Annotated in this window: 22 protein-coding genes and 1 pseudogene; 4 read left to right on the top strand and 19 right to left on the bottom strand. The window is 38.3% G+C overall.

Going from position 1 to position 24,687, the window contains the following annotated elements; all coding sequences use genetic code 11:
• Nucleotide 1: 1 nt before the first annotated feature.
• From pnpS to QFZ87_RS08880, 7 genes are all read right to left on the bottom strand, one after another.
• Nucleotides 2–1,420 (bottom strand): two-component system histidine kinase PnpS, encoded by a 1,419-nt coding sequence (gene pnpS, locus QFZ87_RS08910; protein WP_309860201.1) that lies wholly within the window; start codon nt 1,418–1,420, stop codon nt 2–4.
• A complete protein-coding gene (locus QFZ87_RS08905) occupies nt 1,417–2,136 on the bottom strand; it encodes a winged helix-turn-helix domain-containing protein (RefSeq protein ID WP_309860199.1) in 720 nt (239 codons plus the stop codon). The genes pnpS and QFZ87_RS08905 overlap by 4 nt, the downstream gene beginning before the upstream one ends.
• Before the next feature lie 362 nt (nt 2,137–2,498).
• Nucleotides 2,499–2,975, bottom strand: a complete 477-nt coding sequence (locus QFZ87_RS08900) for a MaoC/PaaZ C-terminal domain-containing protein (RefSeq protein WP_309860197.1) — start codon at nt 2,973–2,975, stop codon at nt 2,499–2,501.
• Between the two features lie 79 nt (nt 2,976–3,054).
• Nucleotides 3,055–3,993, bottom strand: a complete 939-nt coding sequence (gene mdh / locus QFZ87_RS08895; protein WP_309860195.1) for a malate dehydrogenase — start codon at nt 3,991–3,993, stop codon at nt 3,055–3,057.
• Between the two features lie 93 nt (nt 3,994–4,086).
• Entirely contained in the window at nt 4,087–5,355 is a 1,269-nt protein-coding gene (gene icd, locus QFZ87_RS08890; RefSeq protein WP_309860193.1) for an NADP-dependent isocitrate dehydrogenase, read from the bottom strand.
• Between the two features lie 147 nt (nt 5,356–5,502).
• A complete protein-coding gene (gene citZ, locus QFZ87_RS08885; protein WP_309860191.1) occupies nt 5,503–6,621 on the bottom strand; it encodes a citrate synthase in 1,119 nt (372 codons plus the stop codon).
• Nucleotides 6,622–6,971: 350 nt separating this feature from the next.
• Complete coding sequence (locus QFZ87_RS08880; protein ID WP_309860190.1) at nt 6,972–7,433, bottom strand: DUF441 domain-containing protein; 462 nt, start codon at nt 7,431–7,433, stop codon at nt 6,972–6,974.
• A 211-nt stretch (nt 7,434–7,644) separates the two neighbouring features.
• Between QFZ87_RS08880 and ytvI the strand changes: the two genes are divergently transcribed.
• Nucleotides 7,645–8,760 carry a sporulation integral membrane protein YtvI gene (ytvI, locus tag QFZ87_RS08875; protein ID WP_309860189.1) on the top strand — a complete coding sequence of 372 codons (1,116 nt, stop codon included), beginning with the start codon at nt 7,645–7,647 and terminating at the stop codon, nt 8,758–8,760.
• Nucleotides 8,761–8,798: 38 nt separating this feature from the next.
• Here ytvI and QFZ87_RS08870 read toward each other — a convergent pair whose 3' ends face one another.
• The 8 genes from QFZ87_RS08870 to dnaE all read right to left on the bottom strand — a co-directional run bounded on the left by QFZ87_RS08870 (nt 8,799) and on the right by dnaE (nt 19,739).
• Nucleotides 8,799–9,185, bottom strand: coding sequence for an FxsA family protein (locus tag QFZ87_RS08870; protein WP_309860186.1), 387 nt, complete (start codon nt 9,183–9,185; stop codon nt 8,799–8,801).
• A 103-nt stretch (nt 9,186–9,288) separates the two neighbouring features.
• The gene (gene pyk, locus QFZ87_RS08865) at nt 9,289–11,052 is read right to left on the bottom strand and encodes a pyruvate kinase (protein WP_309860184.1); all 1,764 of its coding nucleotides are present in this window, start codon (nt 11,050–11,052) and stop codon (nt 9,289–9,291) included.
• Nucleotides 11,053–11,093: 41 nt separating this feature from the next.
• Entirely contained in the window at nt 11,094–12,053 is a 960-nt protein-coding gene (gene pfkA, locus QFZ87_RS08860) for a 6-phosphofructokinase (RefSeq protein ID WP_309867729.1), read from the bottom strand.
• Between the two features lie 283 nt (nt 12,054–12,336).
• Nucleotides 12,337–13,314, bottom strand: coding sequence for an acetyl-CoA carboxylase carboxyl transferase subunit alpha (gene accA / locus QFZ87_RS08855; RefSeq protein ID WP_309860182.1), 978 nt, complete (start codon nt 13,312–13,314; stop codon nt 12,337–12,339).
• Nucleotides 13,308–14,186, bottom strand: a complete 879-nt coding sequence (gene accD / locus QFZ87_RS08850; protein ID WP_309860180.1) for an acetyl-CoA carboxylase, carboxyltransferase subunit beta — start codon at nt 14,184–14,186, stop codon at nt 13,308–13,310. Before accD ends, accA begins: the two co-directional genes overlap by 7 nt.
• 194 nt (nt 14,187–14,380) lie before the next feature.
• Nucleotides 14,381–15,007, bottom strand: coding sequence for a FadR/GntR family transcriptional regulator (locus QFZ87_RS08845; protein WP_396133908.1), 627 nt, complete (start codon nt 15,005–15,007; stop codon nt 14,381–14,383).
• 8 nt (nt 15,008–15,015) lie between these two features.
• Nucleotides 15,016–16,254, bottom strand: a complete 1,239-nt coding sequence (ystJ, locus tag QFZ87_RS08840) for an NADP-dependent malic enzyme (protein ID WP_309860175.1) — start codon at nt 16,252–16,254, stop codon at nt 15,016–15,018.
• Nucleotides 16,255–16,376: 122 nt separating this feature from the next.
• Nucleotides 16,377–19,739 carry a DNA polymerase III subunit alpha gene (gene dnaE / locus QFZ87_RS08835; RefSeq protein ID WP_309860173.1) on the bottom strand — a complete coding sequence of 1,121 codons (3,363 nt, stop codon included), beginning with the start codon at nt 19,737–19,739 and terminating at the stop codon, nt 16,377–16,379.
• A 170-nt stretch (nt 19,740–19,909) separates the two neighbouring features.
• On the opposite strand from dnaE, the gene ytrH reads away from it, so the two are divergent.
• Together ytrH and ytrI are read left to right on the top strand one after the other, a co-directional pair.
• A complete protein-coding gene (gene ytrH / locus QFZ87_RS08830) occupies nt 19,910–20,248 on the top strand; it encodes a sporulation membrane protein YtrH (RefSeq protein ID WP_309860171.1) in 339 nt (112 codons plus the stop codon).
• Entirely contained in the window at nt 20,245–20,745 is a 501-nt protein-coding gene (gene ytrI, locus QFZ87_RS08825; protein WP_309860169.1) for a sporulation membrane protein YtrI, read from the top strand. The genes ytrH and ytrI overlap by 4 nt, the downstream gene beginning before the upstream one ends.
• A gap of 38 nt (nt 20,746–20,783) precedes the next feature.
• Here ytrI and QFZ87_RS08820 read toward each other — a convergent pair whose 3' ends face one another.
• Entirely contained in the window at nt 20,784–21,728 is a 945-nt protein-coding gene (locus tag QFZ87_RS08820; protein WP_309860167.1) for a DHH family phosphoesterase, read from the bottom strand.
• Nucleotides 21,729–21,815: 87 nt separating this feature from the next.
• On the opposite strand from QFZ87_RS08820, the gene QFZ87_RS08815 reads away from it, so the two are divergent.
• On the top strand, nt 21,816–22,127 hold the full coding sequence (locus QFZ87_RS08815) for a YtpI family protein (protein WP_308082913.1): 312 nt from the start codon (nt 21,816–21,818) through the stop codon (nt 22,125–22,127).
• 61 nt (nt 22,128–22,188) lie between these two features.
• Here QFZ87_RS08815 and QFZ87_RS08810 read toward each other — a convergent pair whose 3' ends face one another.
• The 3 genes and pseudogenes from QFZ87_RS08810 to QFZ87_RS08800 form a co-directional block, all read right to left on the bottom strand.
• Nucleotides 22,189–23,508 carry a CBS domain-containing protein gene (locus QFZ87_RS08810; protein ID WP_309860163.1) on the bottom strand — a complete coding sequence of 440 codons (1,320 nt, stop codon included), beginning with the start codon at nt 23,506–23,508 and terminating at the stop codon, nt 22,189–22,191.
• A 124-nt stretch (nt 23,509–23,632) separates the two neighbouring features.
• Entirely contained in the window at nt 23,633–23,869 is a 237-nt protein-coding gene (locus QFZ87_RS08805; RefSeq protein ID WP_309860161.1) for a hypothetical protein, read from the bottom strand.
• A gap of 88 nt (nt 23,870–23,957) precedes the next feature.
• A pseudogene (locus tag QFZ87_RS08800) lies at nt 23,958–24,642 on the bottom strand (metal-dependent hydrolase).
• Nucleotides 24,643–24,687 lie beyond the last annotated feature (45 nt).

The raw sequence follows: 24,687 nt of genomic DNA, 5'->3' as shown, positions 1-24,687 counted from the left end.
ATCATTTCAAATATTTATGAAGCTCTAGGATAAACTCACTGCCTTTCCCTAACATGCTTCTAACACTGATCTGCCCTTGATGAGCCTCCACTAAATGTTTAACAATCGCTAATCCAAGACCTGTTCCACCTGAGTTACGGCTTCTTGCACGATCCACCCGGTAAAACCGTTCAAAAATTCTTGGAATCTCTTCTTTTTTTATACCTACCCCAGAGTCCTTTACATGGATTCGGACTTTTTCATTGTGTTCTAGGAGGATGATTTTCACATCGCCTCCCGAAGGTGTGTAAGTAATGGCATTACCAATTAAATTGATAAACACTTGTTTTAAACGATCCACATCACCAATGATTTGCACCTTTTCCTGCTTATTATAAAATTCAAGGCGAATGTTTTTAGCTTCTGCCTTTCCACTTAAAAGGGTAATCACCTCTTCAAGCAACAACTTTAAGTCTACTTCTTTTAATAGTAATTGAAAGCCTTGCTGCTCAATTTTCGAAAGGTCCAATAGGTCCTGAATCAGGGATTGGAGTCGATCACTTTCTTTTAAGATAATGGATAAAAAAGATTCTAATGTTTCTTTATTATTCATTGCACCATCTAAAAGGGTCTCAGTAAATCCCTTAATAGACGTAACAGGCGTTTTTAGTTCATGGGATACGTTTGCCACGAAATCCTTGCGAATTTGTTCAAGCTTTTTTATTTCCGTAATATCGTGAAAAACAAGTAATACCCCTTTCCAAACATTGTTTTTCCCAATAATAGGCACACCATAAACCATAAAAAATTTTCTTTCTATCAATAAGGGAATAGATAATTGCTTACTTACCTTCTGTTCGGTTCGAAATACTTCGGCAACTAATTGACATATTTCTTCAGAATCAACTACTTCATAATAAAGTTTATTTAAGTAATTGGTAGGATTCGTGTGAAAGATTTCCACAAAGCCTTTGTTTATGAGACTGATATATCCGCGGCTATCAATTAATACTAACCCAGAACCCATATTTTCTATTAATGCACCTAAGCGATCCTGCTGCATTTCTTGTGATTTGGCTAATTCTTGCAGATTTTCAGCCAACATGTTAATAGCTGATCCCAACATTCCTGTTCCATCAAGCTTATCTACAGATGTTCTGGCACGGTAATTACCGTTTGCCAATTGAATGGCAACATCAGTTGCTGCTTCTATTTGCTTTGAATACCTCGAGGTAGTTCTGACGCAGAAGAAGCTGATGACAATTAAGACCATAACAAGTATTAGGAAGAGTATGAGTAATACTTCAATTTTATATTGACCCTTTAGTAATTCTAAAACGTCATTTCTAAATAAATGGATTAACCATATTCCAATCGCAATCAACACTGTAATAATAGTGAAAACTAATGGAATTAACAGCCCTGTACGAGATTTTGTCATTCTTCTTTTGGTCCCTCCAGCTTATAACCTAGACCACGAAGTGTCTTAATATAAACAGGCCTCTTCGTTTCTTCTTCAATTTTTTCCCTAAGGTGAGAGATATGTACATCAACTATTCTAGTATCGCCAGCAAACTCATAATTCCAAACAGCACTTAATAACTGATCCCTTGTTAATACCCGTCCTTTATTCTGTGCCAAATAAAGAAGTAATTCAAACTCTTTTAATGTTAATTCAAGGAGTTCCTCCTGAAAATAAGCTTCATATTTTTGTGGATAAATTTTTAACTTACCGATTTCAATTAGTTCATCATTATTCTTTTCTGCTTCTTCTGGAACCTCATTTTGAATCTGTGTTCTTCTTAATATAGCTTTCACACGTGCAATCACTTCTCTTGGGCTAAATGGTTTGACCATATAGTCGTCTGCACCAAGTTCCAAACCAATTATTTTATCTAATTCATCATCTTTTGCTGTTAACATTAAAATAGGAACCATGATATTCTTTTGACGAAGCTGTTTGCATACTTCCATTCCATCTAATTTTGGCAGCATTAAATCTAAAACGATAATATCAGGAGATTCGGTTTCGGCTAGTTCCTTCCCCTTTTGACCATCCATAGCCGTTAAAACCTCAAAGCCCGCCTGTTCTAAATTATATTGGAGTAATGTCACAATCGATTGTTCATCATCTACAACCAGTACTTTGTTTTTCATAATATCCTCCGCTATTTCAAGATACCTTCATTATAATAATAAAGAACAGGTATTTCCTAGAGATACACCTTCTTCATTTATTATCTTTACAAAAAATTAACAAAGTATATATGTTTTTTTATAAAAATGGCTTTGTAAACTTGTCTGTTGATTTCCGCTCCAGGCGCTTCGCTTTCCGTGGGCGTTTCGGCGAGCCTCCTCGGCGCTCACGCCTGCGGGGTCTCTCCTGAACCGTACTCCCACAGGAGTCTTCGCGCCTTCCGCTCCAATCAACAGTGTATAAAAATCAACAATGTTCTTTTTACACAGTCATAAAAAAAGCAAAAAGGAATGCAAAAAACACATTCCTTTGTTTATTTCTATTAAAAATTCTCTAATGCTTTTCCGTGTATATCTTCTAACCGGTGTGGAGGGCAGACTTTGACTTTTCCCTGAATGACCGTCTCATTTTTTTCATTGGTTCCCACTACACTGATTATGATGGTATGTTCTTTCCTCTGTACATCAATCACCTCAAATAGGCACTCGACTGTTCCATAATGATAGACAGGCTTCGGAAAGTCAATTTCTTGACTTAAAATATGACTACCTGGTCCAGGTAAATATTTTGAGATAGCCGAGGTGATAATGCCTGTTAACATAATACTAGGTACAATCGGTTTTTCAAATGGTGTTTGTGATGCATAATCATGTTGTATGTATAAAGGGTTTGAGTCATCTGTTAATCCTAAATAAAGAAGGATATCCTTGTCTTCAATTTTTTCTGTTAATGATAGTTTTTCACCAACTGTTATTTCTTCAATCTTTCGGCCTAACTTTCTTTTCTTCCCTAAAAGCATCCATTACACCTCCACTGTAAGCGGTTTCATATAAATATAGAGAAAATTCGGGGCATGCACCCCGAATTTCTTTTTTCTATTATACTAAAACATTCATTACATTACGAACTGATTCAGCGGACTTATCTAATGCTGCTTTTTCTTCAGCAGTAAGGTTAAGCTCGATCACCTTTTCAATACCATTTGCCCCAAGGATAGTTGGAACGCCTAGGTAAATGCCTTCGTAGCCAAACTCGCCTTCAAGGTAAGCAATAGAAGGTAATACACGACGTTGATCCTTAAGGATTGCTTCACACATTTCAACTAGTGATGCAGCCGGAGCATAGTATGCACTTCCGTTACCAAGAAGGTTAACAATTTCGCCGCCGCCTTTTCTAGTGCGCTCAACAATGGCTTCTAAACGATCTTTAGGAATCAATGTTTCTAATGGAATACCACCAGCATAAGAATAACGAACTAGTGGAACCATGTCATCTCCGTGGCCGCCTAAAACAAATCCAGTAACATCTTTTACAGAAAGATTTAATTCTTGAGCAACAAACGTACGGAAACGAGCCGTATCAAGGACTCCTGATTGACCGATTACACGGTTTTTAGGGAAACCAGATTCTTTAAATACAGTGTAGGTCATGGCATCCACTGGGTTGGTTAAGACAAGAATAGTACAGTTTGGAGAATATTTCACAATCTCCTGCGTTACACTTTTCATTACTTTTTGGTTTGTTTGCACTAAATCGTCACGGCTCATGCCTGGTTTACGTGCAATACCCGCAGTAATAACTACAATATCAGAATCGCGTGTGTCTTCGTAATTAGATGTACCAGTAATGTTTGAGTCGAACCCTTGAACAGGACTTGCTTCAAGCATATCTAATGCTTTCCCTTTAGTTGGGTTTTCCATTTGAGGAATATCAACTAAAACTACATCACCAAGTTCTTTTTGTGCAAGCAAAAATGCTGTCGTCGCGCCAGTGAATCCGCCGCCGATTACTGAAACCTTTTTACGTTTTAATGACATGTAACTCTCCCCTTATATGTAGGATTATTTAATTTGCAGGGCTGTTAAAGACAGACCCTGCAACTATTCTTGTTTATGCCTATTCCAGTTAGCTTATTCCATATTTTTAATTAGTTCATCACCGAATTCAGATGTTTTAACTTCAGTTGCACCTTCCATCAAACGTGCGAAATCATAAGTTACAACTTTAGATGCGATGGTTTTTTCAACAGATTTAATTACCATATCAGCTGCTTCGTTCCAGCCTAAGTGTTCAAGCAATAACACACCTGATAAAATAACAGATGAAGGATTTACTTTATCAAGACCAGCGTATTTAGGAGCAGTACCATGTGTTGCTTCAAAGATAGCATGTCCTGTTTCATAGTTGATGTTTGCTCCTGGAGCAATTCCAATTCCACCAACTTGTGCTGCAAGTGCATCAGAAATGAAGTCACCGTTTAAGTTCATTGTAGCAACCACATCAAACTCACGTGGGCGAGTAAGAATTTGTTGTAAGAAGATATCAGCAATAGCATCTTTTACAATGATCTTTCCAGCAGCTTCTGCATCTGATTGTGCTTTGTTTGCAGCGTCTGCACCTTGCTCAGCCTTAATGCGGTCATATTGAGCCCAAGTAAAGACTTTATCGCCAAATTCTTTTTCTGCAAGCTCATAACCCCAGTTTTTAAACGCGCCTTCAGTATATTTCATGATATTTCCTTTATGCACGAGTGTAACAGATTTGCGGCCCTCTTTAATTGCATAATTAATAGCTGCACGCACTAGACGAGTTGTCCCTTCTTCAGAAACAGGTTTAATACCAATTCCTGAAGTTTCAGGGAATCTGATTTTATTTACGCCCATTTCATTTTGAAGGAAGTCGATTACTTTTTTAACCGCTTCAGAACCTTTTTCATATTCAATTCCTGCATAAATATCTTCAGTGTTTTCACGGAAGATTACCATATCTGTATCTTGTGGACGCTTGACTGGTGAAGGAACACCTTCAAACCATCTTACTGGACGTAAGCAAACAAATAGGTCTAACTCTTGGCGTAAAGCAACGTTCAAGGAACGGATCCCTCCGCCAACAGGAGTGGTTAGTGGACCTTTGATTGCAATCAAGTATTCATTGATTACATCAAGTGTTTCTTTTGGAAGCCATTCGCCTGTTTGGTTGAAAGCTTTTTCACCAGCTAGAACTTCCTTCCATACTAATTTACGCTCGCCCTTATAAGCCTTTTCAACTGCTGCATTTAATACTCGCTCTGAAGCAGCCCAAATATCTGGTCCAATACCGTCCCCTTCAATAAATGGGATAATTGGGTTGTTTGGTACATTTAATACTCCATTTGTAACCGTAATTTTTTCGCCTTGCATAGTTGTTCTCCCTCCTAGTTATGTAAAAAACTTTGAACTTTGTTCGTTCACATTGAAAAAATTGCTGAATCAAAGGTTAGAGAGTTTACCTCTAACCTTTGATTCATTCTATCATATTGAATCAATTTTTTGAAAAAAAGTAAAATATTAAACTCTTTGTTCGATTGGTACATATTTTTGCATTCCAGGACCAGTATATTCTGCTCTTGGACGGATTAACCGATTGTTTTCATATTGTTCTAAAATATGAGCTAACCAGCCAGAAACACGGCTTACAGCGAAGATTGGCGTCATTAAGTCGTGATCAATTCCTAAGCTGTGATAAACAGAAGCAGAAAAGAAATCAACGTTTGGTGGAAGTTTCTTCTCACCAGTTACGATTCCTTCAATTTTAACAGACATATCATACCAGTGCGGCTCACCAGTAAGTTCAGTTAATTTCTTAGACATTTCTTTTAAGTGCTTTGCACGTGGGTCCCCTTGACGATATACCCTGTGACCGAAGCCCATAATTTTTTCTTTCTTTTCAAGCTTACCTCGAACATATGGCTCAACATTTTCGATTGTACCAATTTCCGTAAGCATCTTCATCACCGCTTCATTGGCACCACCGTGTAGAGGACCTTTAAGTGCACCGATTGCAGCCGTTACTCCAGAGTAAACATCTGAAAGTGTAGCTACACAAACACGTGCTGTAAATGTAGACGCATTTAACTCATGATCCGCATGTAAGACAAGCGCTTTATCAATTGCTTCAACAGCAATTGGCTCAGGCACATTCCCAGATAACATGTAAAGGAAGTTTGCTGCAAAGCTTAGATCCTGTCTTGGAGCAATTGGATCAAGACCTTTTCTTACTCGGGCAAATGTAGTAACAATTGCTGGCATTTTTGCCTGCAGTCGTACTGCTTTACGATAATTGGCTTCAGAATCCATTAAATCTGCTTCTTCATCATATAAACCTAACAAGGAAACAGCGGAACGAAGCGCTGCCATTGGATGTACTTTATCAATAGGGTACATTTTAAAATGCTCAATCACTTCTTGTGGAAGCGCAGCATTTTCTGCAAGCTGCTGTTTTAGTTCAGCTAGTTGTTCTGCATTTGGTAGTTGGCGGTGCCATAATAAATAAATGACTTCCTCAAAGCTTGCGTTTTTTGCTAGATCATCAATGTCATAGCCAACATATGTTAGCGTGTCATCAATAATAGAGCTGATGGAAGAAGTTGTTGCCACTACCCCTTCAAGACCGCGTGTTACTGTCATAATAAATCTCTCCTCACATTCTTAATATCCCCATTGGAAAACAAACACAGAGAAATAAAACCCCTTTACTGATTAACACGGATGTGATAAATGACAAATGGTATTATCTGAGTATAATACTCTACCTATTGCTTCATTCGTAAAAAATGACTGAGCGATTGCTCGGGATAGTCACAAAAAGATGTATGCCCTTTCAATCACAATAAAAAAACTATTTTACAAGTAATTCAGCATATATATATGGTTTATGTAGAAAAGGATACGCTTACAAGCCTATTATAAACAATTATCTGATTTTTGTGAATGAAAAGGAGTCGAAAAATCGAAAAAAATATTATTCCAAAAAAAATCTAGCTAAAAAAACTAAAAACTTTCATCGCTGCATAGGCAATACCTGCACCAATTAACGGACCTACCGCCACCCCTTTGAAAAGAGATACAGATAGAATGGTTCCTAATACTAGTGCGGTTGTAATTTGTGGGTCATCCGCTAGTAATTTTACTCCACCTTTTGCGAGTAATGCCACAGCCATTCCAGAAATGAGTGCAATCCAGGCATAAGAGGACTTAAATGCACCTGTTAAATCCTTAAAACCTATGTCCCCACTCGCAATCGGTGCTAGAACAGCAACCGTAATAATCGTCACTCCCCAGTTGATTCCTTTAGACTGTACAAAGGAAAAGGACTTCGCGTCCAGCCCTCCGGCTTTTAATATAAGTAAGATCCCAACAGCCACCATTAACGAGCTATTCTTAGCAATCAATCCAATGATTAGAAGCAAGAAAAGAAAAAGCAACGACTCACTAACCATTTGTTCACCATCCTTTATCCAAATTATCGTACCATAATAACTTATTGGAGTAAAAATGTGGGTATATATTCTCTACCGATATCTGAATCCTTTTCTATATTCATTACGTAGTAATGTATTACACAGACAATGCATTTTTGGAAAATTATGCAGTATTATTCATAAAATGTTAAACTAAATACTATAAATTAGATTTTAAGGAGGGTTGTCTTTGAATTCAAAGTACATAAATCGGACAATTAGATTTATTCTTGTCATTGGAGCCGTTGTTTTGGCCCTGTACTCTTTTTTTTATTTATCAAAAGTAACATATCCTTTTTTAATTGCTCTTGCGATCGCCTTTTTGATTAATCCGCTCGTCAATTTTTTTGAACTTAAAGCAAAAATGCCTCGAGCGCTTGCGGTTTTAATTGCACTCATTATTATCTTTGCTTTTTTTGCAGGTTTGATCACACTGTTAGTTGCAGAGATCGTCTCTGGAGCAGCTTATTTAGCTAAAGTCGTTCCTGAACACCTTGATACATTAATTGAATATATCGAGAATTATTTTACTGGCCAGATTATCCCTCTTTATAATCAGTTAACAAGTGTATTCAATAAGCTCGATGCTGGTCAACAGGATACAATCATAGGTAACATTCAAAATGTTGGTCAAAAAATTGGAACCACCGTTGGATCGTTTATCCAAGGTTTGTTCGGAAATATTCCAAATATTTTATCATGGTTTCCTAACGCAGCCACAGTCCTTATATTCTCATTATTAGCTACATTCTTTATCAGTAAGGATTGGTATCGACTATCCTTACTTGGTGGTAGGATTTTACCTGAGAAAGCAAAAACAAGCGGGCAAAAGGTCTTTATTGACTTAAAAAAGGCTTTATTTGGTTTTATTAAAGCTCAATTAACACTGATTTCTATTACTACCGTTATCATTCTAATTGGCCTACTTATCCTAAGGGTTGATTATGCCATTACCATAGCGCTGCTAACGGGGATTGTCGATATCATCCCATACCTTGGAACTGGCGCTGTTTTCGTACCTTGGATCATTTACTCGGCCATTTCAGGGAATATGGGCCTAGCTATTGGTTTAGGTGTACTTTATATCATTGTCCTTGTTCAAAGGCAGATTATGGAACCGAAAATCCTCTCTTCTAGTATCGGTCTAGATCCATTAGCTACACTAATCGCCTTATTTGTTGGATTTAAAACCATTGGCTTTTTAGGCTTAATTGTCGGTCCTGTTACTCTGGTTATTATCAGTACGCTTTACCGAGCAAATGTGTTTCATGATGTATGGACATTCATCAAAGGAAAAGAAGCGTAATAAAAACGTCAGACTGTATGGTAGCAGCTGACGTTTTTCTATTTTATGATTTTTATATTTCCTTTATCAATTCTTTTTCGCCACAGATTTTTTATTAAATATTTAAATGGCCTTCTGGTTAGTGGAAAAAGCAAGAGAAACCCTGTTAAATCAGTGACAAAACCTGGTGTAATCAGTAGGGTTCCACCAATAATTATACATATTCCATCCAAAACCGCTTCACTAGGAATCTCTCCATACTGAAGTTGCTCCCTAGCCCTGCGAATGGTCTGAAGCCCCTCTCGTTTTGCCATATAGGCACCAAGGACACCCGTTAAAATAATAATCGCAATAGTGGGCCAAACCCCTATTGTTTTCCCAGACAAGAGTAGAACTCCAATATCAATAGCAGGAATTACAATAATCAACAAAAATAAATACCGCATGTTTTGTCCCCTTCCAATCGGCTTGTTTCCATTATATTATGATTGGTGACGAATTAGTTTTATTATGTAGAAAAAGAAGGGTTTCCCCTTCTTTCTTTTTTACCTATAGGACACTAGCGTGGCCGTTGTAAATAACACCTCTCGATGAATCAACAGTGATCTCTTGACCATCTTTAAATAATTCTAATGCATTGTCGACTCCAACAATGACAGGAATTCCAAGGTTTAGACCTACTACAGCCGCATGGCTTGTTAATCCGCCTTCTTGTGTGATAAGAGCAGCACATTTTTCTAGTGCAGGAACCATATCACGATCGGTACCCAGGGTCACAAGAATGGTTCCTTGCTTTACCTTCTCTAGGGCTTCCTTTGCATCATGAGCAAGTACTACTTTCCCGAATGCAGACTTACGGCCAATGCCTTGTGCCTTTGTTATAATATCGCCAACCACATGAATCTTCATTAAGTTCGTCGTACCAGCTTCACCTACAGGAACACCTGCAGTAATAACGACTAAATCACCATGCTTAACGATTCCGCTATTTACGCTTTCTTCAACAGCAATATCAAGCATTTCATCAGTTGTTGTCGCGATTCTACCGATTTGTGGATACACACCCCAAACAAGAGATAATCGGCGGCATACGGTATCATTAGCTGTTACAGCAACAATTGGAGACTTAGGACGATATTTAGAAATCATCCTTGCTGTATGTCCACTTTCTGTTGGTGTGATAATAGCATTCACTTCAAGGTTTAAAGCGGTATGTGCAACTGATTGCCCAATTGCATCTGTAAGATTGTGACCTGTATCTTTGCTGCGGTTAGATAAAATCTCTTTATGGTCTAATGCCTGTTCTGCTCTAGAAGCAATATTGTGCATGGTTTGAACCGCTTCAACCGGGTATAATCCAGCAGCTGTTTCACCTGAAAGCATAATGGCATCCGTACCATCAAAAATAGCATTGGCTACGTCACTAGCTTCTGCACGCGTAGGTCTAGGGTTACGCTGCATGGAATCAAGCATTTGTGTTGCAGTAATAACTGGTTTACCAAGGGCATTACATTTCTTAATTAACATTTTTTGAACAAGAGGAACCTCTTCAGCAGGAATTTCCACGCCAAGGTCACCACGTGCAACCATCAAGCCATCAGAAATCTCAAGGATTTCATCGATGTTGTCAACGCCTTCTTGGTTTTCAATTTTAGGGATAATATGGATATGTGTTGCATTGTTTTCCTCTAAAAGTTGACGGATTTCTAAGACATCTTTTGCACGGCGAACGAAGGAAGCAGCGATGAAATCAACTCCTTGTTCAATACCGAACAGGATATCTTTTGTATCCTTCTCAGTGATTCCTGGAAGGTTCACTGACACTCCAGGAACGTTTACACCCTTTTTATTTTTCAATGTACCGCTGTTTAAAATCTTTGTATGGATCTCATTTGCGGCTTTATTCACTTCCGTTACTTCAAGACCGATTAAGCCATCATCCAAGAGAATCTTTGAACCAACATGTACATCTTCAATTAAACCTTGATATGTAACAGAGAACTTTTCAGCTGTTCCTTCGACTTCTGTCATAGAAACAATCACATTTTCTCCAGCCTTTAGCTCAATTGCACCGTTTACCATATTGTTTGTACGGATTTCCGGACCCTTTGTATCAAGTAGAATCGCTACTGTTTTACCCGTTGCTTTTGCTGCTTCACGAATATTTCTGATTCGAGCACCATGCTCTTCAAAATCACCGTGAGAAAAGTTTAAACGAGCAACGTTCATCCCCGAATTTATTAATTGAGTTAACTTTTCAACACTTTCACTAGCAGGACCAATCGTACAAACGATTTTTGTTTTTCGTAGCATGCTATATTTCCTCCCATTTTAGAAAAGACAAACGCTATTCTTTAAATTGATAATTCTTTGGACAACTTGAAGAGTTCAAGATCTAATGTATGTTTTCTTCCTAAAGCTTCAATGATGTCATAATCAACAAGTTGATTCTTTTCTATACCTACTGCACGGCCGCCTTTTCCTTCGATTAATAGTTCTACTGCCCTTGCACCTAAGCGACTAGCAAGTACTCGGTCAGCTGCAGTTGGAGAACCCCCACGTTGGATATGACCTAACACAGAAACTCTTGTATCAAAGTTAGTTGCTTCTGACAGCTGCTTAGCAAATTCAACTCCACTGCATACTCCTTCAGCCACAATGATGATACTATGCTTTTTACCACGCTCTTGCCCTTTGCGAAGTCTTTCGGCAATTTCATTCATATCATAGTTTTCTTCAGGAATTAAGATGGTTTCTGCTCCACCAGCCAGACCCGCCCATAAAGCAATATCACCCGCATCGCGTCCCATTACTTCGATTACAAACGTTCTTTCATGTGAGGTAGCGGTATCACGAATTTTGTCTACTGCGTCGATTACTGTATTTAACGCGGTATCAAAGCCTATCGTAAGCTCTGTACCTGGAATATCGTTATCAATCGTGCCAGGTACACCAACACAAGGAAAACCTTGTTCTGTTAATGCCTTTGCTCCACGATAGGAACCATCCCCACCGATAACTACAAGCCCTTCAATTCCAAGAGCTTTCATTTGTTCAATTCCTTGTTGCTGTCCTTCTTTTGTTTTAAATTCTAAACAGCGCGCTGAATGTAACATGGTACCGCCACGGTGAATGATGTCACCAACAGAACCTAGCTCAAGCTTCTTTATATTACCAGAAATTAATCCTGCATAACCGCCATAAATACCGTAAACCTCTACATTATGATAAATTGCTTTCCGCACAACAGCACGAATGGCCGGATTCATTCCTGGTGAATCTCCACCGCTCGTTAGTACCCCAATTCTTTTCACACCTATCACCTCAATCATTGATTAAGAAACCCTCTGTATACGAATGTTAATAACATTAAATTATCTCAGGATGTACTTCCTTTATTATTAACATAAAACCTACGAATATTTATAAAATAACACGAAGAAATCACCATAACAACCGATTCATAGTAGTAAATAAAATAGACGGAATAATTAGTGAACTGGAAGCGTTTTATTCGCAATTGAAAGCGTCATCATTGGAATTTCCTTGAACAATATGTGAACGTGAAAAAATCGTGCCCCCTAGGAGCACGATTTTTTATTTAGCACCAATGTAATCATTAACTATTGTGTATTCGCCAATTGTCCTAAAACGGTTATATCGGTCGGCAATTAATTCATCCTCTGATAGCTTAAGAAGTTGTTTAAGCGAAGACATCAGACATTTTTCAATTTCTTCTGATTGCTGTTTAACATCCTTATGTGCGCCACCTTTAATTTCAGGGATAATTTCATCGATTACTCCCAGTTCCTTCAAATCGGGAGCTGTGATTTTCATTGTTTCTGCAGCATTTTTAGCTAAGGATGCATCCTTCCATAGAATTGCTGCCGCTCCTTCTGGGGAGATAACTGAGTAGGTAGAGTTTTCCAGCATATGAATTCGGTTACCCACTCCAAGTGCAAGAGCACCGCCACTTCCGCCTTCTCCAATAACAATACAAATCACAGGAACTCTAAGTCCCGCCATTTCAAATAAATTTCGTGCAATGGCTTCACTTTGGCCACGTTCTTCTGCAGCCTTACCTGGATATGCTCCCTTCGTATCAATAAAACAGATAATTGGCCGTTTAAATTTATCAGCCTGTTTCATGAGACGAAGTGCTTTTCGATATCCTTCAGGATGCGGCATTCCAAAGTTTCTGCGGATATTTTCTTTCGTGTCTTTTCCTCGCTGATGACCAATAACTGTTACAGGCAATCCCTTAAACTTGGCAACTCCTCCTACGATGGCTTCGTCATCCGCAAAGGTCCGGTCGCCATGTAACTCAAAGAAATCCTCAAATAGATAAGAAATATAATCAAGAGTTGTGGGTCTATTTGGATGACGGGCAATTTGTACACGATCCCATGGTTTAATATTCTCATATATATCCTGCTCAAGCTTTTCAAGTCGAGCTTCTAACTTAATAATTTCAGAACTTAAATCGACATCTGCTGTTTTAGTGAACTCTTTTAGTTCGGTAATTTTTCTTCTTAACTCCACTATTGGGCGTTCAAATTCTAATTCGCCTACCATTCGAGCTCACCTCCAGGTTGATGAATTTCTAATATGTTTGTGATTTTCTCTACTAGGTCCTCACGTGAAATAATGGCATCCAGCTGCCCGTGCTTTAATAGGAACTCCGCCGTTTGAAAATCTTCAGGTAATTCTTCTCTAATCGATTGTTCAATAACGCGTCGTCCCGCAAAGGCAATAAGGGCTCCTGGTTCAGCAAAGTTGAAATCACCTAATGATGCAAAGCTTGCTGATACCCCGCCAGTCGTTGGATGTGTCATTATAGAAATAATGAGACCGCCATTTTCACTAAACCGCTTTAACGCGACACTTGTTTTTGCCATTTGCATTAAACTCAATGCACCCTCCTGCATTCTGGCACCACCCGAAGCGGTAAAAATAATAAAAGGCAGGGAGAGTTCATCTGCTTTCTCAATTGCACGTGTAATTTTTTCACCCACGACAGATCCCATACTTCCCATGCGGAAAGAGGCATCCATTATCGCCAAAACTATTTTTTTGCCGTTTACGGCTCCTACACCTGTTACAACAGCCTCGTTCAATTTACTTTTTTGTCGGTCTTTTTCTAGCTTCTCCAGATAATCTGGGAAACCAAGTGGGTTTTCAGAAATCATGTCCTCATTAATTTCCTCAAAACTTCCTTCATCTAAAAAGCTGTCAATCCGCTCATATGAATTCATTTGAAAATGAAAACCACAATGTAAACAAACCTTATAGTTTTTTACTAGTTCCTTTGTGTACATGATTTTTTTACATGAAGTACACTTTGTCATAATCCCTTCAGGTACGTCATTTTTAGCTGTTTCTGTTGGAATTGTTGCATATTTCTTCTTCTTTGTGTGATTTTTTGAAAAAAGATCTTTAAGCGCCAAAATGAAACCTCCCTTGTGAACGCTCCTGCCATTTAGCAAGATTCTCCATCTAATGCTACCCTAGAAGTCTTTCTATACTACTTCAACTTCATACCTATCTACTAAAAGTGGTCAGACCACCATCCAGTAAAAAATACCCTTGATAAGAGGGCTTGTATTACTTTCACTATAAAATAAAAAGAATTCAAAATCTGTTAGTTTTTGTCGTTAAAACATGACAAATTTCGAAGCTCATAATAAGCAGCAACTGTTTTTGCTTCATCTTTTGTAGCTAATGCTTCAAGTATTAATAAATAGTTTTCTTTCTTATAGTCCCTATGTGGAAAATCTAAAGAATAATAATATTCCTTTAATATTCCCCACAATCTTAAAAATAGATGGTTATCAGCCATTTCTATGATTCGATAAAAAAACTCATCATCCTGTACACGATTTGATTTTTTTACCCATTCTCTCAAATGATCAATCGTTTGAATGTCCATTCGCTGAATTGCTAATCGGAGACAGTCCATCTCAATATAATTTTTTGTCTCATAAACATCTCGTATCGCTTTCTCATCCTGCAGAATGAATGTGCTGAGGAGCTGTACTAGCTGATGTCCGCGAAAATCTCGAATAAAAGTCCCTTCGCCTCTACGTGTTTCAATTAATCCAAGTAATTCCAATGCACGAAGGGCTTCTCGAACGGAAGAGCGCCCGAAATTCAGGCGCTCAGACAATTCACGTTCAGAAGGTATTTTATCTCCAGTCTTTAGACCATCCATTGTAATCATTTCTCTAAGATGCTTTACAATCTCTATATATACTTTTGTATTCGTCACTTACTTGATCACTCACTTTTACCGATAATAGCGAGCCTCTGTGTTTTTTCTTTTACATCTTCTGGGTCAACCTTTAGGCGGGCAACACCTGTTTCCATTGCCGCTTTCGCTACCGCAGCTGCTACATCAGGGGCAACTCTTGGGTCGAAAGGTGCTGGAATCACATAATCTGCATTTAGCTCGTCCTCATTGATTAAGTTCGCAATCGCTTCAACAGCAGCCACTTTCATTTTTTCATTTATATGTGTAGCACGAACATCAAGGGCTCCACGGAAAATACCAGGGAAAGCAAGTACATTGTTTACTTGGTTTGGAAAATCAGAACGGCCTGTCCCAACTACTTTTGCTCCGGCTTCTTTTGCTTCATCCGGCATAATTTCTGGTACTGGATTAGCCATGGCAAAAATAATGGAATCAGGGTTCATGGAAGCGACCATATCCTTGGTTAAAGCGCCTGCTACAGATACACCAATAAATACATCCGCGCCTTTAATAACATCTGCAAGGCTGCCTGATAAGCTATCCCGGTTGGTATACTTTGCTACTTCTGCTTTTACTACATTCATTCCCTGTGGGCGTCCTTCGTAAATGGCTCCCTTTGTATCACACATGATAATGTCTCTTACACCATAGCTATATAGTAGTTTAATAATCGCAATCCCTGCAGCACCAGCACCGTTTGCGACTACTTTAATTTCAGTCATCTTCTTGCCAACTAATTTTAGTGCATTAACGAGGCCAGCCACAGTAACAATGGCTGTACCATGCTGATCATCATGGAAAATAGGAATATTGGCTTCTTTTTTTAGTCTTTCTTCGATAACAAAACAATTTGGCGCAGCGATATCTTCAAGATTTACGCCCCCAAAGGTCGGTTCAAGCAGCTTAACCGTTTCAACAATCTTATCCACATCCGTTGTATTTAAACAGATTGGAAAGGCATCTACACCAGCAAAGCTTTTAAACAATACTGCTTTCCCTTCCATTACAGGCAAGGCTGCTTCAGGTCCAATATTTCCAAGACCTAACACTGCAGTACCATCGGAAACAACAGCAACCATGTTTCCTTTCATGGTATATTCGTAAACCATCTCTGGTTTTTCATAAATATCTTTACATGGCTCTGCCACACCTGGAGAATAAGCTAAACTTAAATCATGAGCATTCCGCACAGGAACTTTGGACTTCGACTCTAATTTACCTTTATTAATTCGATGCATATGCAATGCTTCTTCACGTAAAGTCAAGATATGTCACCCCTTAAATGATTACAATAGAATAATAACTTTGCTAAATTTAAGTCCAACAATAGTGGTCAGACCACACTCGTCTCATTATCACTATAACATATCTACCATAGTTGTAAAGATTAATCTCTCAGTACTACATTTTTTTCCCCAAGGATCATTCTTAATTTTTGCTGTAATTCTGGGGTTGGCTGAACCTGATTTTCTGCACCTAATTTAACGGTTTTACGAGTCGTTTCATCATGTAAAATAACGGAAGCTTCCCCTTTATATTCCGTCAAAAGCAGTTTTATTTTATTTAAAATGTTCTCATCTTGTAATTCTGCAGAAATTTTCAAATATAATATTGGCTGCTTTACCGACTGTGTTTGTAACCATTGATCTAGATCAAACACTTGTTGAATAATAAATTGCAACTTCCCTTCTCGTTCCTCCATTTTCCCTTCAATTAATACAAAATTCCCTTGTCCTAAAAAGGCTTGGTACTTTTTATATACATTTGGGAATATAACGGCTTCCATTTCACCGCTTCCATCACTAACAGTTAAAAAGGCCATCGAATCTCCTTTTTTCGTCCGAATCGCCTTCATTGCTGAAATATACACGCCAGATGAAACCTTTTTATCATCATTTCTTAAATGAAATAATACCGTGGCTCCTCGTCGCTTAAGCTCTTTTTCATAAAGCGAGATTGGATGATCAGAAAGGTAAAAGCCAAGTGCCTCTTTCTCAAAGGACAATTTATGCTCCAGATTAATAGAATCAACTAGAACATATTTTGGCTTAAGCATGAACTCATCTTCAAACAAGTCAAATTGGCTTGAATCATCAGGTTTAAAAATTTGCGCATGTTCGATTGCTACATCTAAACTAGCGAGAAGAACTGCACGGTCCTCACCAAACTCATCAAAGCAGCCTGAGTGAACAAGATATTCTAGTGTTTTTCGATTAATGACTTTTGAAGAAACTCGTATACAAAAATCGAAAAGGTCATCAAATTTTTTCTTCTTTCTTGCTTGAAAGATTTCCTTTAAGGCGGCTGCTCCTACACCTTTAATAGCTGCCAGACTATAACGAATTCCCCCTTTTTCTACTTGGAAGGAGAAGACGCTATAATTAATGGAGGGAGGCAGAATGGTCATTTCTTTTTGTTTTGTCTCCATAATGTATTGGGCTATTTTTGATTCATTACCAATAGCAGAAGTAAGCAGACCTGCCATAAAAAACAATGGATAGTTTGCTTTTAAATAGGCTAACTGGTAGGCAATCATACTGTAGGCAACCGCATGGCTTCTGTTAAATCCATAATTGGCAAATCGAACAATCAAATCGTATATCTCATTTGCAAGGGACTGATTATATCCCTTTTGAAGTGCTCCTTGAACAAAATGATTTCTCTCTTCGTCTAGGACCTCTTTTTGCTTTTTCCCAACTGCTCTTCTTAAAAGATCTGCTTCCCCTAGCGAGAATCCCGCCATTATGGAGGCAATCTGCATGATTTGTTCTTGGTACACAATGACACCATACGTATTCTCAAGGATCGGCTTCAAATTTGGATGGGGATATTCTACGGTTTTATCGCCATGTTTACGTTCAATAAATAGTGGAATATTTTCCATTGGACCAGGACGGTATAATGCATTAACCGCAACAATATCTTCAAACCTGGATGGCTTTAGACGAGTTAATACCTTCCTCATCCCTTCTGATTCTAGTTGAAAAATCCCAGTTGTCTCACCCCTTGCTAATAATTGAAAGGTCTCGGGGTCATGTAGCGGAATGGAACCTATATTGATTCTTCGTTTGGTGCTGCGATAGATAGAGGACAAAATTGATTCAATTAAAGTTAAATTTCGTAAACCTAGAAAGTCCATCTTAAGCAGGCCGATTTCCTCAAGGTATTCCATTGAGTATTGTGTTAAATAAACATCAGACGAGCCTTGTTGAATAGGAACCAAATCTATTAGCGGTTTCTCGCTAATGACCACACCTGCCGCATGTGTGGATGTGTGGCGAGGAAGCCCCTCAAGCTTCACAGCAACATGAAAAAGCTTTTGGTTCATTGGGCTTTCATTGATAAACCTTCTAAATGGTTCAGATTCTTTATAGGCAGATTTTAAGTCTATTCCTAACCGGGATGGAATAAATCTGGACAACTGCTCTAATTCTTTTGAATTCAACCCAAAAACCCTGCCTACATCTCGCAGCGCCGCTTTTGCAGCGAGCGTTCCAAAGGTAACAATCTGAGCAACATGCAGCTTTCCATACTTCTCGGCAACATATTCAATGACTTCGTCACGACGATGATCGGGAAAATCGATATCAATATCAGGCATGGAAATTCGTTCAGGGTTTAAGAACCGTTCAAAAAGAAGCTTATGTTCGATTGGATCCACATCGGTAATGTACAAGACATAAGCAACAAGTGAACCAGCAGCTGAGCCCCTTCCCGGGCCTGTTAGAATTCCATTTTCCCGGGCATACCTCATAAAATCCCAAACAATTAAAAAGTAATTGCTAAAATTCATCCGTTTAATAACGGAAAGTTCATAGGCTAGCCGTTCAAAATAACCCTTTTCAGGTGAAGAGAACCGCTCGCTTAATCCTTTCTTACATAACATTTCTAAATATTCATCTGCTGGCAGATTGTTTTCTGTTGGAAATGAAGGTAGGTAGGTTTTGTTTAGTTCAATGTTTACATTACACCGATTGGCAATGTGCAGTGTATTCTCCAAAGCTTCAGGTATTTCAGAAAAGGTATTGACCATTTCCGCTGCCGTTTTCAAATAATATTGGTCACCTTCTAATTTATCCCGATGATCGTCTTGTAGCTTATCTCCGTTTTTAATAGCTAACAGGCATTCGTGGGCAAACATATCCTCTTTTTCTAAGTAATGTACATGATTGGTCGCAACAAGAGGAATGTTTAACTCGTTACTTATTTGTCTCAATTGGTTGTTAACTACAGCTTCTTGCTCTAGCTCATGATTCTGGATGGAGAGAAAAAAGTTCCCATTACCAAAGATGGCAGCTAATTTTTTAGTTAGATTCCTAGCCGATTCAACGTTCCCATTAATGATTGATTGTTCAATTTCACCCTCTGTTCCAGGTGTTAAGGCAATAATCCCTTCCGCATAATGTTTTAGCCATTTTTGCGGGATTCCGTGATTGGATTTTGTTTGAACCGCACTGGATATTTTCAAGAGATTTTTAAAGCCTATCTCATTTTCTGCAAGTAAAACGAGAGGATAGGATTCGTTCGTTGTGATTTCACTTTCCACATCTACAGTTAATCCCATTATTGGTTTTACATTTTTCTTCTTACATATTTTATAAAACTCAATAGCACCGTACATCACATTTCGATCGGTTAAAGCTAGCGCAGTAAACCCTTTTTTATGTGCAGTGTTAATTAACTCTGGGACAGAAGCTGTACTCGTCAACAAACTATAGGCACTATATACGTGAAGGTGAATAAAAGACATAATACTACACCGTTCCTTAACTTAATCTATTAATTATTATAAAACTTAATCTTAAAAAAAGAAAATATGTTCTCATTGTTATCATTAAAGTAATCAAAAAACATAAATGCACATACTTGTCCATATAAATGAAATATAGGTCTTTATAATGTAAAGAGGCGGTTGAAGGGATGAAAGAAATTGGGTTTTTTCCTACATTTATTGAAAGCTACTTTATTGCTTTAGGAGTTGTACTTGGGGGGGCACTTATTGGCGGAATTGCTTCTTTTTTAACGGGTCAACCTCCATTAACAACCGTCTATCGATTATCTGCAGCACTCAGAATTTGGGCAATCGTAGCAGCAATAGGAGGTACATTCGATACGGTTTATACTTTCGAAAGAGGTTTGTTTAATGCAGATACTAAAGATATTTTTAAACAATTTTTATTAATTCTCTCCGCATTAGGTGGTGCGCAAACAGGTGCCCTAATTATCAATTGGTTAACACAGGAGCATATTTCATCATGAGGATTCCACCCTATTATCGAAGACCCTCCTGGCAGCGTTTTTTTGCAGGTGCCGCAGTAGGCGGTGCAATAAGCTGGTGTATCTTTTTATATATTTACGGGGTATGGCAGGAAGAAAACACAGAATTATTACGGATACAGCAACAAAAGATTATAGACTTAAACGAAGAAAAAAAAATTTGGCAGGAAGAATATAAGGAAATGAATAAACGGAATATCGAACAGCTGACTGTCCAAAAAATAAATATAAAGATTACAAACTGGGAAAAATATAAGCTAGATTTACTCAGTGTTTCCGAGACAGAAGACTCCGTCAAAGATGATATCAGTATGATGCTTGCAAAGGATTTAGATACTGTCTATAAAAGTAAGGATCTCCTGAAAAAAATAATTGAAAATAAACCGATTAAAATCAATGATAAACGATACAAACTTAAAGTAAAAGAAATGGTGATTTACACAAACCTATCTATACAACTTGAGATTCAATTTGAGTAAGAGAAGCGGCCCCGCACACATTGGGGCCGTTTTTCATTCTATTTGGTATAATTCCGACATACCTCATCTAGTTCTTTTAAGACATGTTCTACTTCATCCCAAGAATATATGGAAGCGCCTGATGCAAGTGGATGGCCTCCACCTTTAAACTTTCTAGCCACACCATTTATGACCGGCCCCTTTGAACGAAGACGAACCCGAATTTGATCCTCTTCCTCAATGAAAAAGACCCATGCTTTAATGCCTTTTACATTCCCTAAAATGCCGACTAGTAAGGAAGCCTCTGCAGGTCTTGCTCCATATTCCTTTAACAATTCCTTCGTAAGCATCACGGATGCAACTCCGTTTTCCTGAAGTTCAAAGTTCTGAAGGATATACCCGTTCAACTTGATGATATGAGCATCCAATTCATACATCTTATCAAATACTTCTGTACGAGAGAAATGATAATGGATCAGTTCACCTGCGTAAGCAAAGGTTTTCTCTGTAGTGCTAGGAAAAAGGAATCTTCCTGTATCACCGACAATACCAGCGAATAGCAGTCTTGCTGCTTCATCATTCATCTTCAACCCTTTTTCTTTACCGGTTAAATAAAACTCATAAATCATCTCGCTACACGAACTGGCACTGGTGTCTACCCATAATAAATCACCATATGGATCTTCATTTGGATGATGATCAATTTTAATAAGCTTTTCACCTAATGAATATCGGTCATCACAAATTCTTGCTGCATTTGCTGTATCACAAACAATGACCAAGGCACCTTTGTACATCTCATCCTCAATAACATCCAGTCTGCGCATAAAATGAAGAGTTGGTTCTTCTTGACCAACTGCGTAAATTTTTTTATCCGGATACGACTCTTGTAAAATGGCTACCAGTCCACCCTGTGAACCATAAGCATCCGGGTCAGGTCGGACATGTCGATGAACAATGATGGTTTCATATTGTTCTATTGTTGCTAAAATTTGCTCAATCATAAACACTGCTCCTTAGAACCAATCATGGCTTTTTTATAAAAAAAAAGGTAAAATAATAATGATTTTCAAAACTTGGAGGATCCAATCATGTTTGTATTTGCTGTTTTAGTTTTCATATTATTCGCTTTCTATTTATTTTATAAGACAAAATACTTTAGAAGCAACCGTGAAGTAGAAAAGAAATGGCTTTCCGCAAAATCAAATATAGCACTCGGTCTTTTTGTTTGTTTCTTTGGTTTAAATTATTTACTATTTATTTCTGAATCTACATCCACTCTTATCGTTTCCGCTATTTTTATCATCTATGGTGCATTTTTTAGTTGGATAGGATTTAAAAAGTATAAACATTACCTTCCATTCGCGGTAGAGGAAGCTAAGCTTTACGAAGCGCAGAAATAATAATTAAGAGGTTGACTCGAGAGTCAACCTCTTTTATTATTGTCTAGCTCCATCGCATTTCTTATTGTCGATCAATTAATTGGCACATCATCATCGCTTTTCCGACCAAAATTCCATCGTTGAAAACCTCGACATCTACCTTACCGAATTTCCGTCCCACTTCAAGAATTCTCGGATATACTTCTAAAGTACTCTCCATTTGAACGGGCTTGATAAAGTAGATGGTCATATTCTCAACTACTAGGTCTCCCTTTTTATAGCTTCGAAGGACCCGGTTAGCTGCTTCAGACACGATGGTTGTAAATACACCATATGAAATGGTTCCAAGATGGTTGGTCATTTGAGGGGTTACTTCACAGGAATATACTTCTTCTCCTTTACCCTTACCCTGAATGAGGGCCATTTGATTTGTGACAATATCATCGATTGTTTCTCCGACTTGTGGCTGTCTTTGATTCATTTGTAATGCCTTTAATACATCCTGTCTGCTTATGATCCCTTCTAATCGATTGGAGTCGTCCGCAACTGGAAGTACTTCTATTCCCTCCCATACCATCGTATGGGCAGTCGAAGCAACACTCGTTTTTCCATTCACCGTCATTGGCTGCTTCGTCATAATCTTATCAATCGACGTGTCTAAATCCTGTCCTAAAATATCCTTGCTTGTCACCATACCTTGAATTTTCATATTTTGATCGACTACAGGATATCTACTGTGTCTTGTTTCCTGATTAAACTCATGCCATTTAGAAACCTTATCTATTGTTTTTAAATAATAGGTCTCAGATAAGGGAGTCAAAATATCTTCAACTAAAATAATTTCCTTCTTGATTAATTGGTCATATATTGCTCTGTTAATCATTGTAGCCACAGTGAAGGTGTCATAGCTAGTTGAAATGACAGGCAACTCAAGACTATCAGCAAGCTTTTTCACATGTTCTTCAGAATCAAATCCACCTGTAATCAGCACAGCAGCCCCTGCTTTTAATGCTAGCTCATGTGCTTGCGTGCGGTTACCGACAATTAACAGGTTTCCTGCCTCCGTATAGCGCATCATAGCTTCAAGCTTCATGGCACCAATGACAAATTTATTCAGTGTTTTGTGCAAGCCCGTTCTTCCGCCTACGACCTGCCCATCAACGATATTTACTACTTCCGCAAATGTCAGCTTTTCAATATTTTCTTTCTTCTTCCGTTCAATTCTAATCGTTCCTACTCTTTCAATAGTGCTGACGTATCCTTTATTTTCAGCTTCCTTAATCGCTCGATAGGCTGTACCTTCACTTACGGTCATCGCCTTGGCGATTTGGCGAACTGAAATTTTCTCCCCCACAGGGAGTCCATCAATATATTGTAAAATTTGTTCGTGCTTAGTAGCCAAGACCTTCACCCTTTATATTTGAATTCCCATTATCTGGTGACAACACGACCAGATTAGTCTAGATTTTATTATAAAGTGTTAAAAGCCTTGATTCAATGCGGTTTCTCACATTGTTGTCTAAATCTCAGTGAAAAGACCTGGACTTTTTCTTTAATCGGCCAGCTTGAGGCTTTTGTATTTGCCTTTTTGGACTATACAGCAACCCTGTTAAGTTACCAGCAATGACCATCAATGCAAAGGCCAACCAAGCTAATGTGAATATGCCTTGAAGACCCTCTGCATGAATCGATAATCTAGGAACAGCAAAATAAAGCATAAGGCCACAAAGGAGCAGGCAAAGTAAGTATCGGTTCTTTTTCATCTTTCATTTCCTCCCTATAAAAAAGACTGCTTGTTCCATCTTTATGCAAGAGAGGGAAAAAAAAGTCTGTGATTCCATAAGAAGATCATTAAAATTCGATGTATTCTCCAGGTTGAAGCACTTTACCGTTTTTATCCTCAAGCAATTCTAAAAACTTGTTTGGATCCTGCTTAATTGGTGGGAATGTATTGTAATGAATCGGTACAACCGTTTTGGCTGCTAACAGTTTTGCTGCATAGGCCGCGTCTTCAGGTCCCATAGTAAAATTATCTCCTATTGGCAAGAAAGCCAAGTCAATCGGATGACGTTCACCTATTAGTTTCATATCTGAAAAAAGCCCTGTATCACCCGCATGATAAATGGTTTTGCCTTCATTCATAAAAAGAATACCGGCGGGGCATTCCGCAGTAAATAATCTCCTGGCTGCCAGCAATGACATAGCCCGAGCCATGGAAAGCTTGTGTCAGTTTTACCTTACCAAATTCAAATTGATAGGCCCCTCCAATATGCATGGCATGGGTCTTTACCCCTTGAAAACTTAAAAATGCGCATAGGTCCGCATTCGCTATGACAAGGGCATTGTTTCTTTTTGCTAGTTCCACCGTATCACCTACGTGATCTCCGTGACCATGTGTGAGAATAATAACATCCGGTTTCACATCGTCTATTGTTAAATCTGTTAAACTGTTGCCAGTAATAAACGGGTCAATGATAATTGTTTTTCCATTGGTTTGAATTTGTACAACTGAATGACCATGATAAGATACTTTCATTTTTGTAACCCTCCCAAAGTTCTTTTAATAGTACTTCCATAAATA

This window comes from Bacillus sp. SLBN-46 (assembly GCF_031453555.1).
GTDB lineage: Bacteria > Bacillota > Bacilli > Bacillales > Cytobacillaceae > Neobacillus.
This window is presented reverse-complemented; position numbering and strand designations above follow the sequence as displayed.

What these genes read in the sequence shown, in the direction of transcription:
- pnpS (WP_309860201.1), bottom strand. Translation starts at nt 1,420, where the DNA reads ATGACAAAATCTCGTACAGGGCTGTTAATTCCATTAGTTTTCACTATT.
- QFZ87_RS08905 (WP_309860199.1), bottom strand. Translation starts at nt 2,136, where the DNA reads ATGAAAAACAAAGTACTGGTTGTAGATGATGAACAATCGATTGTGACA.
- QFZ87_RS08900 (WP_309860197.1), bottom strand. Translation starts at nt 2,975, where the DNA reads ATGCTTTTAGGGAAGAAAAGAAAGTTAGGCCGAAAGATTGAAGAAATA.
- mdh (WP_309860195.1), bottom strand. Translation starts at nt 3,993, where the DNA reads ATGTCATTAAAACGTAAAAAGGTTTCAGTAATCGGCGGCGGATTCACT.
- icd (WP_309860193.1), bottom strand. Translation starts at nt 5,355, where the DNA reads ATGCAAGGCGAAAAAATTACGGTTACAAATGGAGTATTAAATGTACCA.
- citZ (WP_309860191.1), bottom strand. Translation starts at nt 6,621, where the DNA reads ATGACAGTAACACGCGGTCTTGAAGGGGTAGTGGCAACAACTTCTTCC.
- QFZ87_RS08880 (WP_309860190.1), bottom strand. Translation starts at nt 7,433, where the DNA reads ATGGTTAGTGAGTCGTTGCTTTTTCTTTTCTTGCTTCTAATCATTGGA.
- QFZ87_RS08870 (WP_309860186.1), bottom strand. Translation starts at nt 9,185, where the DNA reads ATGCGGTATTTATTTTTGTTGATTATTGTAATTCCTGCTATTGATATT.
- pyk (WP_309860184.1), bottom strand. Translation starts at nt 11,052, where the DNA reads ATGCTACGAAAAACAAAAATCGTTTGTACGATTGGTCCTGCTAGTGAA.
- accA (WP_309860182.1), bottom strand. Translation starts at nt 13,314, where the DNA reads ATGGTAGGCGAATTAGAATTTGAACGCCCAATAGTGGAGTTAAGAAGA.
- dnaE (WP_309860173.1), bottom strand. Translation starts at nt 19,739, where the DNA reads ATGTCTTTTATTCACCTTCACGTATATAGTGCCTATAGTTTGTTGACG.
- ytrH (WP_309860171.1), top strand. Translation starts at nt 19,910, where the DNA reads ATGAAAGAAATTGGGTTTTTTCCTACATTTATTGAAAGCTACTTTATT.
- ytrI (WP_309860169.1), top strand. Translation starts at nt 20,245, where the DNA reads ATGAGGATTCCACCCTATTATCGAAGACCCTCCTGGCAGCGTTTTTTT.
- QFZ87_RS08820 (WP_309860167.1), bottom strand. Translation starts at nt 21,728, where the DNA reads ATGATTGAGCAAATTTTAGCAACAATAGAACAATATGAAACCATCATT.
- QFZ87_RS08815 (WP_308082913.1), top strand. Translation starts at nt 21,816, where the DNA reads ATGTTTGTATTTGCTGTTTTAGTTTTCATATTATTCGCTTTCTATTTA.
- QFZ87_RS08805 (WP_309860161.1), bottom strand. Translation starts at nt 23,869, where the DNA reads ATGAAAAAGAACCGATACTTACTTTGCCTGCTCCTTTGTGGCCTTATG.